The following is a 15,565-nucleotide window of genomic DNA, read 5'->3' on the forward strand; positions in this document are numbered from 1 at the left end:
CTACATGAGCACAATCGATCCCAATCCGCATAAAGAACACGGCCTGGAAATCTACGGCGCGCCGCTGAACCAGGCCAAGCTCGCCGTGGTGCTGCTGCACGGCCGCCGCCAGAGCGCCCAGGACGCCTACAAGAACGGCGAGGCCATCGACCTGGCCGACGTCGCCTACATTCTGCCCATCGCCAAGGACCGCACCTGGTATCCGCACAGCTTCATGGCGCCGCTGGAGAGCAATCAGCCCTCGCTGGACCAGGCGCTGGACTGCGTCGAGGCCACCATCGAGGAACTGCGCGGCTACGGCTTCGCCGACAGCCGGATCGTGCTGATGGGCTTCTCCCAGGGCGCTTGCCTGGCCGCCGAATTCATCTATCGCCGCCCACGCCCGATAGGCGGGCTGATCGCCTTCTCCGGCGGCCTGTTCGGCCCCGACGAGGCGGCCTGGGGCGCGCCGTCCGCGGCGCTGGATTTCCCGGCCTTCTTCGGCACCAGCGACAGCGACAGCTGGATGCCGCTGGAGCGCATTGAACGCAGCGCCGAGGCCTTCCGCCGCGCCGGCGCCGAGGTGGATTTCCGCGTTTACCCGGACATGCCCCACCACGTTTGCGCCGACGAGATCGACGCCGCGCGCGATTTGCTGTCCGCGCTGTTGCAACCGCAAACCAGCTTGAGCTGAGAGGAGACCGCGATGACCGACGCTTTCATCTGCGACGCCGTGCGCACCCCCATCGGCCGCTTCGGCGGCGCCTTGTCCGGCGTGCGCGCCGACGATCTGGCCGCGGCGCCGCTGCGCGCGCTGCTGGAGCGCAATCCGGGCCTGGACCCGGCGGCGATAGACGAAGTGATCCTGGGCTGCGCCAACCAGGCCGGCGAGGACAACCGCAACGTGGCCCGCATGAGCCTGCTGCTGGCCGGCTATCCGGAGAGCGTCCCGGGCCTGACCGTGAACCGCCTGTGCGCGTCCGGCCTGGACGCGGTGGCGCTGGCGGCGCGCGCCGTCAAGTCCGGCGAGGCCGAGCTGCTGATCGCCGGCGGCGTGGAGTCCATGTCGCGCGCGCCCTTCGTGATGCCGAAGTCGGACAAAGCCTTCGGCCGCGACATGCAGATCTACGACACCACCATAGGCTGGCGCTTCGTCAATCCGGCGATGGAGAAACAATACGGCGTGGACACCATGCCGGCCACGGCGGAGAACGTGGCGCGCGAATTCGGCGTCAGCCGCCAGGATCAGGACGCCTTCGCGCTGCGCAGCCAGCAGCGTTACTTCGCCGCGCTGGAAACCGGCTTCTTCGCCGAGGAGATCATCCCGGTGACGATCCCGCGCCGCAAGCAGGACCCGCTGATCGTCAGCCGCGACGAGCATCCGCGCCAGACCTCTCTGGAGGATCTGGCCAAGCTCAAGGCGCTGTTCGGCCCGGAGTCCAGCATCACCGCCGGCAACGCCTCCGGCGTCAACGACGGCGCGGCGGCGATGATCATCGCCTCGGCCGCGGCGGCGCAACGCCACGGCCTGCGTCCGCGCGCGCGGGTGCTGGCCTCGGCCAGCTCCGGCATCGCGCCGCGCATCATGGGCGCGGGCCCGATCGAGGCCAGCCGCAAGGCGCTGCGCCAGGCCGGCCTCGGCATCGAGGACATCGACGTCATCGAACTGAACGAGGCCTTCGCCGCCCAGGCGCTGGCGGTCACCCGCGCGCTGGGCCTGCCCGACGATTGCGAACGCGTGAACCCCAAGGGCGGCGCCATCGCGCTGGGCCACCCGCTGGGCATGAGCGGCAGCCGGCTGGCGCTGACCGCCGCCGCGCAGCTGCAGGCCGGCGGCAAGCGCTACGCGCTGTGCACCATGTGCGTGGGCGTGGGACAGGGCCTGGCGCTGATTCTGGAACGGGTATAGGCCGGACGAGGCGGCCTTGACGGCCGCCGTCAAACCATACGAGGGGGGAAACATGCATCAACACGCCAATATCAAAAAAGCCATCCAGTTGAGCAACAGCTTCTGGGACATCACCACCCAGGCCGGCCTGGCCAATATCGTCACCCGCAACCTGGGCGACGGCCGCCATGAGGCGGTGGCCAACGGCAAGCGCTTCGTCAATATGTCGTCCTATTCCTATCTGGGCCTGGACTCGCACCCGGACATCCTGCAGGCGGCGGCGGACGCGGTATTGAACACCGGCTCGTTGAACACCTCGATTTCGCGCATCCGGGTGCAGTTCGACATTCTGCAGCAGGCGGAGGACGCGCTGGCGGAGCTGGTGGACGCGGAAACGCTGACCGTGCCGTCCTGCGCCGCCGCCGCCGCGGCCGCCCTGCCCCTGCTGGCCTCCGGCGCGCTGACCGAAGACGTGCCGCCCTTGATGGTGTTCGACAAGAACGCCCACTTCTGCCTGAACATGATGAAGCCGATCTGCGCCGACGAGGCCGAGATCCAGACCATACGCCACAACGATCTGAACGCGCTGGAAGACCTGTGCAAGACTCATGCGCGCGTGGCCTATGTCGCCGACGGGGTCTACAGCACCGGCGGCATGGCTCCGGTGCCGGAGCTGCTGGCGTTGCAGGACAAATACGGTTTGTTCCTGTTCTTCGACGAAGCCCACGGCCTGTCCACGCTGGGCCGCCACGGCCGCGGCCTGGTGCTGGAAACCATGGGCGGCATCAATGAGCGCACCTTGATCGTCACCTCGCTGAACAAGGGCTTCGGCGCGTCCGGCGGCGCCATCTTCCTGGGCCCGCGCCACGACGCCCAGCGCCGCAAGCTGGCCACCCGCTTCGGCGGGCCGGTGACCTGGTCGCAACGCATCAACACCGCCGGCCTGGGCGCCATCATCCAGTCGGCGGCCATTCACCGCTCCGAGGAGCTGCCGCGTCTGCAACAACGGCTGCAGGACAATATCCGCCTGTTCGACCAGCATGTGGCCTCGGACAATAGCGGCGAGCCGCTACCCATCCGCTTCGTCTCCATCGGCTCTGAGGAAAACACCATCTTCTACGCCAAGAGCTTGCTGGAAGACGGTTTCTACACCTCGCCCATCTTCTTCCCGGTGATCGCCAAGGGCCGCGCCGGCCTGCGCATCATGATCCGCGCCAATATGACCACGCAGGAGATCGAACGCTTCGCCGCCTGCCTCAATCAGTTGCGAGCCGCCCATGAATGAGAAAACCCTGACCGCGCCGCCCGCGGCGCTGGCGCAGCCGGCCGGCCGGCTGATGGCGCTGGCCTGCCTGATCGTGTTCATGGCGCAGATGGCCACCACCGTGTATCTGCCCTCGCTGCCGGCGGTGATGCGGGAGCTGGCGATGAGCCAGAGCCTGGTGGAGATGTCGATTTCCGGCTATGTGGTGGGCGCGGCCTTGCCGGTGCTGTTCTGGGGCTCGGCGGCCGACCGCTGGGGCCGGCGCGGACCGCTGCTGATTTCGCTGGCGCTGTTCGTGGTCTGCAGCCTGCTGCTCGCCTTCGTGTCCAACGCCGCGGAGCTGCTGACGCTGCGCGTGGCGCAGGGCATCGCCGGCGGCGGCGCGGCCATCATCGCCCGCATCATCGTGCGCGATCACTGGCGCGGCGACGATCTGGCGCGCAAATTGTCCGTGCTCTCCATCGCCTTCATCACCGCGCTGGGCGGCGGCCAGTTCATCGGCGGCCTGATCGGCAAATACAGTCATTGGGAAGCCGGCTTCGCCTTGATGGCGGTCACCGGCGCCGTGGCGGCGCTGCTGACCATGGGCCTGCCGCTGCAAGCCGGCCGCCCGGCCGCCGCGGCCTCCGGCCCCAGCCCGTACTGGCGCATTCTGCGCCGGCCCGGCTTTCTGTGGCCGGCCTGCGCCGGCGGCCTGGGCTTCGCCACCACGGTGACCTTGCAAGAGGTCAGCCCCTTCGTGTTTCAGGAGCACTTCGGCCTGGCGGTGGCCGGCTTCGGCAACGTCGGACTGTTGATCGGCCTGTCCTATTTCAGCGGCGCCATGGTGGTGAACCGCCTGGTGGCCCGCGTGGGCGGGCTGCGCCTGATGCGCGCCGGCGCGGCGCTGCTGGCCGCGGCCACGCTGGCCATGCTGCTGGGCTGGCACTTGGGCCTGCTGGAGCGCCTGCCCGGCCTGTGGCTGTTCATCGGCCTCTACTGCCTGACCATTTTCGGCCAGGCGGTGCTGTTCCCCAACAGCATGGCCACCGCCGTCAGCGACGCCAAGGAGCACGGCGCGCACGCGATGGCGCTGTGCGGCTTCCTGCAGCAGGGGCTGGCCGGCATCGCCGCCACCGTCTCGGTGCTGCTGCATCACGACGGCGCCTGGACGCTGGCGGTGGCCGCCCTGGGCCTGTTGACCCTGTCGCAAGTGCTGTTCAAGGTGCGCGCGCGCGCCGCCTGAATCGAGGAAGCTCTTCCATGTCCCGTATCGAATCCCGCGTTCCCGCCTCCGGCGAGACGTTTGAACGCAACGCCGAAGCCTACCGCCAGCTGCGCGAGCGCATCGCCGCCGCCCGCGACGCCGCCTTGCAAGGCGGCGGTCCGGAGGCGCGCGCCAAGCAAGCGGCCAAGGGCAAGCTGTCCCCGCGCGAACGCCTATCCCTGCTGCTGGACCCCGGCACGCCCTTTCTGGAGATCGGCCAGTTGGCCGCCCACGACGTGTACGAGCACGCGGTGCCCTGCGCCGGCATCGTCACCGGCATCGGCATCGTCGCCGGCCACGCGGTGGCGGTGTTCGCCAACGACGCCTCGGTCAAGGGCGGCACTTATTACCCGCTGACGCTGCGCAAGCATCTGCGCACCCAGCAGATCGCCCGAGAGCAAGGCCTGCCCTGCCTCTATCTGGTGGATTCCGGCGGAGTCTACCTGCCCTTGCAGGAAGACATCTTCCCGGACGAGCAGCACTTCGGCCGCATCTTCCGCAATATCGCCGAGATGTCGGCGCTGGGCCTGCCGCAGATCTCGGCGGTGCTCGGCTCTTGCACCGCCGGCGGCGCCTACATCCCGGCGATGAGCGACGAAACCATCATCGTGCGCGGCAACGGCTCCATCTTCCTGGGCGGCCCGCAACTGGTGCGCGCCGCCACCGGGGTGATCGTGGACGCGGAAACCCTGGGCGGCGCCGATGTGCACGCCCGCGACAGCGGGGTGGCGGATCACTACGCGCTCAGCGACGAACACGCGCTGCGGCTGATGCGGGACATCGTCGCGCGCCGCGGCCGCGGCCGGCAGTACGCGCCGCCGCAAGCGCCGCGGCCGCCGCGTTACGATCCGGCGGAACTGGCCGGCATCGTCAGCGCCAACCCGCGCGAGCATATTCCGGCGCGGGAAATCCTGGCCCGGCTGCTGGACGACTCCGCCTTCGCCGAATACCGCGCCCGTTTCGGCGCCACCATTCTGTGCGGCACCGGCCACATCGGCGGCTATCCGGTGGGCGTGCTGATCAACGACGGCGTGCTGTTCTCGGAAAGCGCGCAAAAAGCGGCCAACTTCATCGAACTCTGCGCCCAACGCGGCATTCCGCTGCTGTTCCTGCACAATATCAACGGTTTCATGGTGGGCGCGGAATACGAGGCCGGCGGCATCGCCAAACACGGGGCCAAGATGGTCAACGCCGCCTCCTGCGCCCGCGTGCCCAAGTTCAGCATCCTGATCGGCGGCAGCTACGGCGCCGGCAATCTGGCCATGTGCGGCCGCGCCATCGGCCCGCAGTTGATGGCGATGTGGCCCAACGCCAAGACCACGGTGGTGGGCGGCGAACAGGCGGCGACGGTGCTGGCGCTGATCCGCGCCGAGCAATTGGAAAAACAGGGCAAGGCCTGGACGCCGGAAGAAGAGGAAAACTTCAAGCGGCCGATCCGCGACGCCTACGAGCGCCAGGGCCAGGCGCTGTACGTGGCGGCCCGCATGTGGGTGGACGCCATCGTCGACCCGGCCCAGACCCGAGAATGGCTGGCGCTCAGCCTGGCGCTGGCCGCCGCCGCCCCGGTCCAAGACACCCGCTTCGGCGTATTCAGGATGTAAACACCATGTTCAAACGAATTTTGATCGCCAACCGCGGCGAGATCGCGCGCCGCATCGCCCGCAGCTGCCGGCGGCTCGGCATCGAGCATGTCGCAGTCTACTCCACGGCCGACGCCGGTGCCGCGCACCTGGAAGGGGCCGCGGAGCGGCGCTGGATAGGCGAGGCCCCGTCCAGCGCCAGCTATCTGAACGGCGAGGCCATCATCGCCGCGGCGCTGGACAGCGGTTGCGAGGCCATCCATCCCGGTTACGGCTTCCTGTCGGAAAACGCCGACTTCGCCCGCGCGGTGACCGCCGCCGGCCTGGTCTTCATCGGCCCCGACGCCGACACCATCGCCCAGATGGGCGACAAGGCGCGCGCGCGCCAATTGATGGCGGCGGCGGGCGTGCCGGTGACGCCGGGCTCGGCGGAAGCCACCGAGTCCTACGGACTGATTCTGGAGAGCTGCGCCGAGATCGGCTATCCGGTCATCCTCAAGCCGGTGGCCGGCGGCGGCGGCAAGGGCATGCAAGTGGTGTGGGAAGAAGCCGCGCTGCGCGAGGCGGTGGACGCCGCGGTGCGCGTCGGCCGCTCCAGCTTCGGCGACGGCCGGCTGCTGGTGGAGCGCTATATCGCGCGGCCGCGCCATCTGGAAGTGCAGGTGTTCGGCGACCGACACGGCAATGTGGCGCATCTGTTCGAACGCGAATGCTCCTTGCAGCGCCGCCACCAGAAAATCATCGAGGAGGCGCCGGCCTGCGCGATGCCGGCCGCCACCCGCGCCGCGCTGCTGGACACCGCGGTGCGCGGCGCGGCGGCCATCGGCTACCAAAACGCCGGCACTTTTGAATTCATCCTGGCGCCAGACGGCCAGTTCTATTTCCTTGAGGTGAACACCCGCTTGCAGGTGGAGCACCCGGTCACCGAGGCCGTCACCGGACTGGATCTGGTGGAATGGCAGTTGCGCGTCGCCGCCGGCGAAGCCCTGCCGCTGCGCCAGGAGGAGATCCGCGCCGACGGCCACGCCATCGAATGCCGGGTCTACGCCGAAGACCCGCTGCGCGAGTTCGCGCCCATGCCGGGCAAGGCGCTGCTGGCGCGCTGGCCGCAAGGCTGCCGCGTGGACGCGGCCTTCGACAGCGACGGCGGCGAGGTGCCGGCTTTCTACGACCCGATGCTGGCCAAGCTGATCGCCCACGGCGGCAGCCGCGCCGCGGCCTTGGACGCGCTGCAAGCCGCCGCGCGCGACACCGCGCTGCCGGGCCTGAGCACCAATCTGGGCTTCATCGAGCGGCTGCTGCGCGAGCCGCGGGTGCGGGCCGGCCAGCTGGACACCCATCTGGTCGACCAGCTCGCCGCCGCGCCGGAAGCCGCGCCGCTGGCCGAGGCCGTCGCCTGCGCCGCCGCCGTCGAACTGACCCTGGCCTGCGTCGAATCGTCCTCGCCCTGGCAGGGCGGCATCGGCCCGCACGACCGCGCCGCGCTGGACCCGGACGCGCCCTTGGGCCGGCTGAGCTATCGCGCCGGCGCCTCGCGCTGGCAGGCCCGGCTGCTGGAACGCTCAGGCGCCCAGGTCCGCGCGGCGGTGGGAGAGCGGAGCCTGCGCGTGGAACTGCGCCGCGACGGCGAGCTGTGGCGCGGCGAGGTGGACGGGCGGCAATGGAGCGCCCTGCCCTGCGGCGACGACATGGAGTTGACGGTGGCCGGCCATCGGCTGCGCTTGCAGGCGGAGCAGCCGGAAGCCGCCGAGGCGGACGCCGAGGCCGGCCAGCGGGTGGCCTCGCCGATGCCGGGCACGGTGGTGGCGCTGCCGGTGGCGGTCAATGAGCGGGTGGAGGCCAATCAGGTGCTGGCCGTGGTCGAGGCGATGAAGATGGAAAACCGCATCTACGCGCCGCGCGCCGGCGTCGTCAGCGCGCTGCATTGCCGGGTGGGCGACATCGTCGCCGCCGACCAGCTGCTGGTCAGCGTCGCGGCCGACGACGTTTGATCGGCCTCTAGCCGCTCAGCCATGAAAAAAGCGCGGGCCGCGACCCGCGCTTTGTCTTGGCTTGCTTCCGTTCAGGACTGCGCGGACGCGCTCAAACCGGCCAGCTGTTGGCGTTCCGGCTGCCGGAAATCCACCGCCATCATCACCGACAACGCGGTGATGGTGACGATGGAGAAGAAGAACAGCTGACGCGCCCAGACGCGGTCGTCGATGCTGCGCTTGTAGCCGGACAAGGCCATCTTCAGCCACCACAGGCTGGTGGCCCCGGCCACCGCCAGATAGCCGTAGCCGGCGTAGCCGCCGAAGGCCAGCATCGCGGTGGCGGCGCCGAAGGCCAGGATGTAGAGCACGATCTGGCGCTTGGCGCTGGAAATGCCCTTGACCACCGGCAGCACCGGAATCCCCGCCGCCTGGTAATCCTGCAGACGGAAGATGGCGATGGCGTAGGAATGCGGCATCTGCCACAGACAGAACATCAGCAGCAGGATGGCCGCGCCGGCGTCGAAACGGCCGGTCACCGCGCAATAGCCGGCCACCGGCGGCACCGCGCCGGACAAGCTGCCCACCAGGGTGCCGTACACCGAATGGCGCTTCATATAGAGGCTGTACACCCCCACATAGATGACGAAGCCGAACAGCACGCAGCCGAAGGCCAGCGGATTGGTCCAACGCCACAGCGCGTAGAAGCCGGCCAGGCCGAGCAGCAGGCCATGGGCCAACGCCGCCCGCGCGCTCATCGCGCCGGTGACCAGCACCCGCTTGCGGGTGCGGGCCATCTTGGCGTCGATGTCCCGGTCTATGCAGTTGTTGATCGCGCAGCCGGACGCCACCACCAGCGAGAGGCCGGCCAGGGTGGCCAGCAGCAAGCTCCAGTCAACCCTGCCCTGGGCCGCCAGCAGAAAACCGCCGACGGCCGAGATCAGGTTGCCGAAGATGATGCCCGGCTTGGTCACCTGCAGATAGCGCTTGAATGTCAAGACGGTCTCTCTCAAACCCGCCTCAGCGCATCATCAGCGCGTCGGCGGTGTAGATGATCCAGATCGACAGCCCGACCAGCAGCACGATGACCATGCCGGTGAACAGGAAGGAGAAGGTATTGAGCTTGCCCTCCTTGCTGAAGTCCAGATGCAGGAAATACTTCAGATGCACCACGATCTGCACCACCGCCAGCGCGAAGATGCCGATCGCCGTCGCCTGCGGCGTGAAGGCGCCGCCCATCACCATCCAGAACGGAATGGCGGTGAGCGCCACCGACAGCAGGAAGCCGATCAGATAGCTTTTCACGCTGCCGTGGGCGGCGTGTTGATGTGCCTGGCTCATCCCATGGCTCCTTTCAGGTAGACGACGGTGAACACGCAGATCCACACGATGTCGAGGAAGTGCCAGAACAGCGACAGGCAGTTCAGACGCGTCATCGCGCGGCCGGTCAGGCCGGTCTTGGCCACTTCCATCATCATCACCGCCATCCAGATCAGGCCGGCGGTCACGTGCAGGCCGTGCAGGCCCACCAGGCCGAAGAAGGCCGACAGGAAGGCGCTGACCTGCGGGCCGTGGCCCTCGGAGATCAGGTGGTGGAATTCGTTGATTTCCAGGCCGATGAAGGCGGCGCCGAACAGGAAGGTCATGCCCAGCCAGCCCAGCACCGCGGATTTATTGCCCTTCTGACCGGCGATCATCGCAAAGCCGTAGGTGATGGAAGACAGCAGCAGCGCCGCGGTCTCCACCAGCACGTATTGCAGATCGAAGATCTCCTTGCCGGACACGCCTTCCGCCACATTGCGGAACAGCACGGCGTAAGCCGCGAACGCGCTGGCGAACAGGATGCAGTCGGTCATCAGGTAGAACCAGAAGCCCAACACGGTTTGCGAACCGCTGTCGTGGTGCTCGTGGTCGTCGTGCGCTTCGTGCGCGTCTTTTACATAAGTCGTCATGTCGGATTCAACCTGTTACGCGGTGGTGGTCGGACGCGCCGCCTTGTGCGGCTGGGCCGGGTCGCGCTCGGTGTAGTTGTCCACATCGATGCCCAGTTTTTCGAAACGCTCGCGCTCGATGGCCTCCACTTCCTCCGGCTGCACGTAGTAGTCCAGATCGTTGTCGTAGGCGCGCGCCAGCATGCAGCCGACGATACCCACCAGGCCGACGATGGCCAGCCACCAGATATGCCAGATCAGGGCGAAGCCCAACACCGTGGTGAAGCCGCCGATATAGACACCCATCGCGGTGTTCTTCGGCATGTGGATGGGCTCGTAGGACTTGGGCACCGCGTAAGCCACGCCCTTTTCCTTCATATCGGTGAAGGCGTCGATGTCATGCACCACCGGCAGCTTGGCGAAGTTGTAGAACGGCGCCGGGGACGAGGTGGACCACTCCAGGGTATGGCCGTTCCACGGGTCGCCGCTGACGTCGGCCAGCTTCTTGCGGTCGCGGATGCTGACCACGATCTGCAGCAACTGGCAGGCGATGCCGCAGGCGATCAAGAGCGCGCCGAACAGCGCCAGGTACAGCCACGGCTCCCATTCCGGGTTGGTGGTGTAGTTCAGGCGGCGGGTCATGCCGAGGAAGCCCAGCACATACAGCGGCATGAAGGCGAACATGAAGCCGATCTGCCAGAACCAGAACGAGGCCTTGCCCAGTTTCGGGTTCAGCTTGAAGCCGAACACTTTCGGGAACCAGAAGGTCACGCCGGCCAGATAGCCGAACACCGCGCCGCCGATGATGGTGTTGTGGAAGTGGGCGATCAGGAACAGGCTGTTGTGCAGCACGAAGTCCGCGCCCGGCACCGCCATCAACACGCCGGTCATGCCGCCGATGGAGAAGGTGACCATGAAGCCCAGCGTCCACAGGATGGGGGTTTCAAAACGCAGGCGGCCGCGGTAAATGGTGAACAGCCAGTTGAACAGTTTCACCCCGGTCGGGATCGAAATGATCATGGTGGCGATGCCGAAGAAAGCGTTGACGCTGGCGCCGGAACCCATGGTGAAGAAGTGATGCAGCCACACCATGAAGCCCAGGATGGAGATCGCGCCGCTGGCGTAGATCATGGACTTATGGCCGAACAGGCGCTTGCCGGTGAAGGTGGACACCACCTCGGAGAAAATGCCGAAGGCGGGCAGCACCAGGATGTACACCTCCGGATGGCCCCAGGCCCAGAACAGGTTCAGATACATCATCGCGTTGCCGCCGGCTTCCGCGGTGAAGAAATGGAAGTCCAGGTAGCGGTCCAGGCTCAACATCGCCAGCGCGCCGGTCAGGATGGGGAAGGAGCTGGCGATCAGCACATTGGCCCAGGTGCAGGTCCAGGTGAAGATGGGCATGTCCATCAGCTTCATGCCGGGGGCGCGCATCTTGATCACGGTGACCAGGAAGTTGATCGCCGTCAGCGTCGTCCCTATCCCTGATATCTGCAAGGCCCAGGTGTAGTAATCCACCCCCACGTCCGGACTGAAGGCGATGCCGGCCAAGGGCGGATAGGCCACCCAGCCGGTGCGGGCGAAGTTGCCCACGCCCAGCGACAGGTTGACCAGAATCACCGCCGCCACCAGCAGCCAGAAGCTCAGCGAGTTCAGGAAGGGGAAGGCCACGTCGCGCGCGCCGATCTGCAGCGGCACCACGATGTTCATCAGGCCCGTCATGAACGGCATCGCCATGAAGATAATCATGATCACGCCGTGGGCGGTGAAGATCTGATCGTAGTGATCCGGCGGCAGCACGCCGTGGCTGCCTCCGGTGGCGATGGCCAATTGCGCGCGCATCATCAGCGCGTCGGCGAAGCCGCGCAGCAGCATGATCATGGCGACGATGATGTACATCACGCCGATCTTCTTGTGGTCGACCGAAGTCAGCCACTCATGCCACAGATAGCCCCATTTGCCCATTTTGGAGATCAGGGCCACCAGCATCAGCCCGATCAGGCCGACGCCGCCCAGCGCGCCCATCACAATGGGCTCGTGGAAGGGGATGGCGTCCAGCGTAAGTTTGCCTAACAGCATGTCTTGATTACTCCTTCACCGTCAGCGGTTCGCACAGGCTCTTGGCCAGAGCGGCCAGCTTCACGTCGGCCTCGGTGGCGGCCAGCGAGGTGCGGCCGGTCATGTATTTGTGCAGCACGCCCTGGAACAGATAGGGGGTGACGGCGCCGTAATAGGCCACCGGGTTCTTTTCGCTGGGCAGCACCAGGCCGCGGTAGCCGTTCACGTCCAGCGTCTTGCCGGAGGCCTTGACCTTGGCGACCCAGGCTTCGAACTCCGCCGGCGTCTTGGTGGCGACGGCGTTGAACTTCATGCCGGAGAAACCGGCGCCGCTGTAGTTGGCGGAGAAGCCCTTGTACACGCCCGGCTCATGCGCCAGCAGATGCAACTGGGTCTGCATGCCGGCCATCGCGTAAATCTGGCCGCCCAATTGCGGGATGAAGAAGGAGTTCATCGCCGCGTCGGAAGTGATCTTGAAGTTCACCGGCACATTGCTGGGGAAGGCCAGCTCGTTGATCGTGGCGATCTGCTGCTCCGGATAGATGAACAACCATTTCCAATTCAACGCCACCACCTGCACCTCGATCGGCTTCTGGTCGGAATCCAGCGGGCGGTACGGGTCCAGCTTGTGGGTGGTTTCCCAGGTCAGCACGGCGAGGAAGGCGATGATGATGCAGGGAATCAGCCAGACCACCAGCTCGATCTTGGTCGAATGCGACCATTTCGGCTCATAGACGGCGTCCTTATTGCTGGCGCGGTACTTCCAGGCGAAGAAGAAGGTCATCAGGATCACCGGGATGACCACCAGCAGCATCAGCGCGGTTGCCGTGATGATCAGGGACTTCTGCTCCGCCGCCACGGGGCCCTTGGGGTCAAGGATTCCGCCTTGACACCCGGCGAGCAGCAGCGCCGAAGCTACAGCAAGTCCCCGCCACAGGCGTGAGGGTCTTTGGTTTCTCATCATTTACGACTTTACGGGTTGAACATTCTTGTTATCTCGCCCGGGCGCGTAAGGCTGCGCGCCATCGGCCCCGGCGGCGGTAATCCAGGCCCGGCTCATGACCGGACGGCAACGGCAAGCCCTTGCGCGGCCGACGGCCATGCAAATGCTATTGGCATAATAAAAAGCAATGCGGAACTCGCAGCGCGAGCTGATCAAAATCGAAAGGTCGGCATGATCAATCGACAGGGGCGACGCGAATCGCCCCGGGTGGATGACGCGACAGGAAAACGGCGACAAGCGGCCTTCCCCTGCTGGGACATCACAACGCTGACAGCCGGCGAACCCTCGGGCGGAGACGCGTCTTCCGGCGGGCAAGCAAGCCCTGGACGGCGCAGAAAGCGGCGGGAGCATCCCGGTTGTGAAGCCAGGCGGCGCTATTAAAAACAGTTCGCCCCCAACTTTCAAGGGCAAATTTGATCCAGGTTAACGGCCGCTCGCGGGGTAAATCCAGAGAGCTTGTTACAGATCAATGACGAAAATAGAGCCAAAGCGCAGACATGGCGTGATCTAGAACGAAAGCATGAAGTAAATACTCGAACCTATATACAGTTTCAAACTGTTACAAAAAAGCTGGAACTCCGCCCCTTGCAGTGCACAAAAACAACGGGATTCAATACAAATCGCAACAAAAACATAAACCAAACAATATGGATTGACAGCGAGGAAAACGCCGGCCCCGCCTGGCTCAGGCGTCGGGCAGACATAGCAAGGCATTGCGCAGAAACGCTTCGAAACTGCGGCTCTCCACCAGCCGGGCGCCGGCGCGCTGACGCATGAAGGAAACGAAGAGCTCATAGATCGCCATCGCTTCCTCGTACTCGGTCTTGCTGATCGCCAGCAGGAAGATCACCCGCGCCACGCCGCCCTCCCCCCAGGCAATGCCGTGAGGCGCGATGATGGTGCACACCGTGGTCTTGCGCGCCAGCAAGCCCAGCGAGTGCGGCAAGGCGATGCCGTCGCCCAGCATGGTGCTGAGGATGTCCTCGCGCTCGCGCACCGAAGGCAGGAAATCGGCGTCGACATAGCCCTCCTCGCGCAGCCGCCCGCAAACGCGCTCGAACAGCGCCTGCTGGCTCAGCCCCTGCTCCGCCACCCAGAAATGCTGGGCGGAAAAATAGCGCTCCAGCATATAGGGCCGGGTGCGGTCCACCGCCACCAGCCGCGCCAATTGCTCCAGCTGGTAATCCGACGGAAACGGCGACAGCAGCGCCACCGGCTTGCGCTTGTCCTCCAGCCTCACCGTGGACACCACGAAATCCGCGCCCACATGCTCCAGCGCCTCGTACTCCTGACAGGACAAGGCGGCGCACACCTCCAGCTGCGGAAAGCGACGCCGCAGCACCGCCTCCAGCGTGCGCAGCGTGGCGTTGCCGCCGTCGCACACCAGCAGGGCCTGCGGCCGACGCAGATAACCGATCTGGTAATGGCGCTCCAGCCCCACGCCGATGTGCAGCACCAGATAGCCGATCTCGTTCTCCGAGATCCGGTACGGCGAGTGCTTGGCCCAACTCGACACCGCCGCCAGCGTGAAGTCGTAGGCCAGCGCGTAATGCTGCTTGATGTCAGCCAGCACCGGATTGGCCAGCGTGATCTGGTAACGCACCCGGGTGATCATGGTTTTGACGTGGGTGACCAGATCGTCGCGCAATTGCCGGTCGGCGCGCAGATCGTAGCGGTAATGGCGGTTGATGTAGTCGAGGATGTAGCGGACCAGCGCATCGGCGTCGTCGGCGTTGATCGCGCTGGGCAATATGCCGCTCAGGCTGCGCGCGGCGATGTTGACGCAGAGGAAGGCTTGCTCGGCGGCGGCGATCTCCACCCCGCTCATGCGCCGCAGCAGGCCGGCGATGTGCGTCGCGGCCTGGGCCGCCGCCGGCGGCGCTTCCTCACAGGAGAAATCCTGCAAGGGAAAACCGTCGACGATGCGCTTGGCCGCCACCGCGCAATAAAAGCTCAGGAACTGGGCGCCGTCGTCGCTGAGGCGGACGCCGGCGCGGCTCAGGCAGCCGGGCAGGCCGGCGCGCACCGTCGCCAGCGCGTCGGCCAGCACCGGGTCCGCGCTCAACAAGGGATGGTCCGCCCGCTCCGCCGCCAGCTGCGCCAAGAGATCGCTGAGGCAGACGCGGATGGAGGATTCCGCGCCCAGCAGCTTCATGCCGTAATGCGGCTTGGCCTCTATGCTCAGGCCGTAGCCGGCCAGGCGCTCGCGCACCTCGGCCATGTCCGTCTGCAAGGTAGCGCGGCTGACGCACCAGGCGTCGGCCAGATCCTGCAGCTTCAAGGCGTAGGCGGAGCCGAGGAACTGCGCCAGCAGATAATGCACCCGCTCGCCGGCCTGACGCGGAATGGCGCGGCCGGAGCCGGCCTGCGGCCGCACCTGCTGGAAGCGTTCCGGGTCGTCGGCCTGCAGCCGGTAGCCCTCGCCGCGCTTGAGCACGAAGCGCGCGCCGTGCTCGGCCAGAATGGCGTTGAGCGCGTCGATGTCGTTGCGCACGGTGCGGGTGGACACCGCCAGCCGGCGCGCCAGCTCTTCCTGCGGCAGCGCTTCCGCCTGCAGGGCGGCAAAGGCCTGGGCCAGCCGTTGATAGGGGAATTTGACCATGAGCCTCCTTCTTAAACCCATCCGCGCCCGGCCTCCCCGGACGC

The 15,565-nt window shown here is 66.5% G+C and carries 12 protein-coding genes; 6 read left to right on the forward strand and 6 right to left on the reverse strand.

Annotation, left to right across the window (positions count from 1 at the left end):
* The first annotated feature begins 4 nt into the window (after nucleotides 1-4).
* The 6 genes from DB032_RS16445 to DB032_RS16470 are packed head-to-tail and all read left to right on the forward strand — an operon-like array spanning nucleotide 5 to nucleotide 7,948.
* Nucleotides 5-673 (forward strand): alpha/beta hydrolase, encoded by a 669-nt coding sequence (locus DB032_RS16445; protein WP_107800421.1) that lies wholly within the window; start codon nucleotides 5-7, stop codon nucleotides 671-673.
* A 12-nt stretch (nucleotides 674-685) separates the two neighbouring features.
* On the forward strand, nucleotides 686-1,888 hold the full coding sequence (gene pcaF / locus DB032_RS16450) for a 3-oxoadipyl-CoA thiolase (protein WP_107800422.1): 1,203 nt from the start codon (nucleotides 686-688) through the stop codon (nucleotides 1,886-1,888).
* Between the two features lie 52 nt (nucleotides 1,889-1,940).
* Nucleotides 1,941-3,152 carry an aminotransferase class I/II-fold pyridoxal phosphate-dependent enzyme gene (locus DB032_RS16455; protein WP_107800423.1) on the forward strand — a complete coding sequence of 404 codons (1,212 nt, stop codon included), beginning with the start codon at nucleotides 1,941-1,943 and terminating at the stop codon, nucleotides 3,150-3,152.
* Nucleotides 3,145-4,356 carry an MFS transporter gene (locus tag DB032_RS16460; RefSeq protein WP_199225923.1) on the forward strand — a complete coding sequence of 404 codons (1,212 nt, stop codon included), beginning with the start codon at nucleotides 3,145-3,147 and terminating at the stop codon, nucleotides 4,354-4,356. Before DB032_RS16455 ends, DB032_RS16460 begins: the two co-directional genes overlap by 8 nt.
* A 17-nt stretch (nucleotides 4,357-4,373) precedes the next feature.
* A complete protein-coding gene (locus tag DB032_RS16465) occupies nucleotides 4,374-5,978 on the forward strand; it encodes a carboxyl transferase domain-containing protein (protein ID WP_107800424.1) in 1,605 nt (534 codons plus the stop codon).
* Nucleotides 5,979-5,983: 5 nt separating this feature from the next.
* On the forward strand, nucleotides 5,984-7,948 hold the full coding sequence (locus DB032_RS16470; RefSeq protein ID WP_107800425.1) for a biotin carboxylase N-terminal domain-containing protein: 1,965 nt from the start codon (nucleotides 5,984-5,986) through the stop codon (nucleotides 7,946-7,948).
* Between the two features lie 71 nt (nucleotides 7,949-8,019).
* Here the strand turns inward: DB032_RS16470 and cyoE are convergent, their stop codons facing one another.
* The 6 genes from cyoE to DB032_RS16500 all read right to left on the reverse strand — a co-directional run bounded on the left by cyoE (nucleotide 8,020) and on the right by DB032_RS16500 (nucleotide 15,521).
* Nucleotides 8,020-8,925 (reverse strand): heme o synthase, encoded by a 906-nt coding sequence (gene cyoE, locus DB032_RS16475; RefSeq protein ID WP_048408832.1) that lies wholly within the window; start codon nucleotides 8,923-8,925, stop codon nucleotides 8,020-8,022.
* Between the two features lie 22 nt (nucleotides 8,926-8,947).
* Nucleotides 8,948-9,268, reverse strand: a complete 321-nt coding sequence (gene cyoD, locus DB032_RS16480; protein ID WP_107800426.1) for a cytochrome o ubiquinol oxidase subunit IV — start codon at nucleotides 9,266-9,268, stop codon at nucleotides 8,948-8,950.
* Nucleotides 9,265-9,879 carry a cytochrome o ubiquinol oxidase subunit III gene (gene cyoC / locus DB032_RS16485; protein WP_107800427.1) on the reverse strand — a complete coding sequence of 205 codons (615 nt, stop codon included), beginning with the start codon at nucleotides 9,877-9,879 and terminating at the stop codon, nucleotides 9,265-9,267. Before cyoC ends, cyoD begins: the two co-directional genes overlap by 4 nt.
* 15 nt (nucleotides 9,880-9,894) lie before the next feature.
* Nucleotides 9,895-11,937, reverse strand: a complete 2,043-nt coding sequence (gene cyoB, locus DB032_RS16490; RefSeq protein WP_107800428.1) for a cytochrome o ubiquinol oxidase subunit I — start codon at nucleotides 11,935-11,937, stop codon at nucleotides 9,895-9,897.
* Between the two features lie 7 nt (nucleotides 11,938-11,944).
* On the reverse strand, nucleotides 11,945-12,880 hold the full coding sequence (gene cyoA / locus DB032_RS16495) for a ubiquinol oxidase subunit II (RefSeq protein WP_319792906.1): 936 nt from the start codon (nucleotides 12,878-12,880) through the stop codon (nucleotides 11,945-11,947).
* 724 nt (nucleotides 12,881-13,604) lie between these two features.
* Complete coding sequence (locus DB032_RS16500) at nucleotides 13,605-15,521, reverse strand: transcription antiterminator (protein WP_107800429.1); 1,917 nt, start codon at nucleotides 15,519-15,521, stop codon at nucleotides 13,605-13,607.
* Nucleotides 15,522-15,565 lie beyond the last annotated feature (44 nt).

The organism is Chromobacterium sp. Panama (genome assembly GCF_003052555.1).
Lineage (GTDB): Bacteria > Pseudomonadota > Gammaproteobacteria > Burkholderiales > Chromobacteriaceae > Chromobacterium.

Bases quoted from the DNA above. Each gene is read 5' to 3' on its own strand.
- DB032_RS16470 (WP_107800425.1), top strand. From the start codon at position 5,984: ATGTTCAAACGAATTTTGATCGCCAACCGCGGCGAGATCGCGCGCCGC.
- DB032_RS16500 (WP_107800429.1), bottom strand. From the start codon at position 15,521: ATGGTCAAATTCCCCTATCAACGGCTGGCCCAGGCCTTTGCCGCCCTG.
- DB032_RS16460 (WP_199225923.1), top strand. From the start codon at position 3,145: ATGAATGAGAAAACCCTGACCGCGCCGCCCGCGGCGCTGGCGCAGCCG.
- cyoA (WP_319792906.1), bottom strand. From the start codon at position 12,880: ATGATGAGAAACCAAAGACCCTCACGCCTGTGGCGGGGACTTGCTGTA.
- DB032_RS16465 (WP_107800424.1), top strand. From the start codon at position 4,374: ATGTCCCGTATCGAATCCCGCGTTCCCGCCTCCGGCGAGACGTTTGAA.
- DB032_RS16455 (WP_107800423.1), top strand. From the start codon at position 1,941: ATGCATCAACACGCCAATATCAAAAAAGCCATCCAGTTGAGCAACAGC.
- cyoC (WP_107800427.1), bottom strand. From the start codon at position 9,879: ATGACGACTTATGTAAAAGACGCGCACGAAGCGCACGACGACCACGAG.
- cyoB (WP_107800428.1), bottom strand. From the start codon at position 11,937: ATGCTGTTAGGCAAACTTACGCTGGACGCCATCCCCTTCCACGAGCCC.
- DB032_RS16445 (WP_107800421.1), top strand. From the start codon at position 5: ATGAGCACAATCGATCCCAATCCGCATAAAGAACACGGCCTGGAAATC.
- pcaF (WP_107800422.1), top strand. From the start codon at position 686: ATGACCGACGCTTTCATCTGCGACGCCGTGCGCACCCCCATCGGCCGC.
- cyoD (WP_107800426.1), bottom strand. From the start codon at position 9,268: ATGAGCCAGGCACATCAACACGCCGCCCACGGCAGCGTGAAAAGCTAT.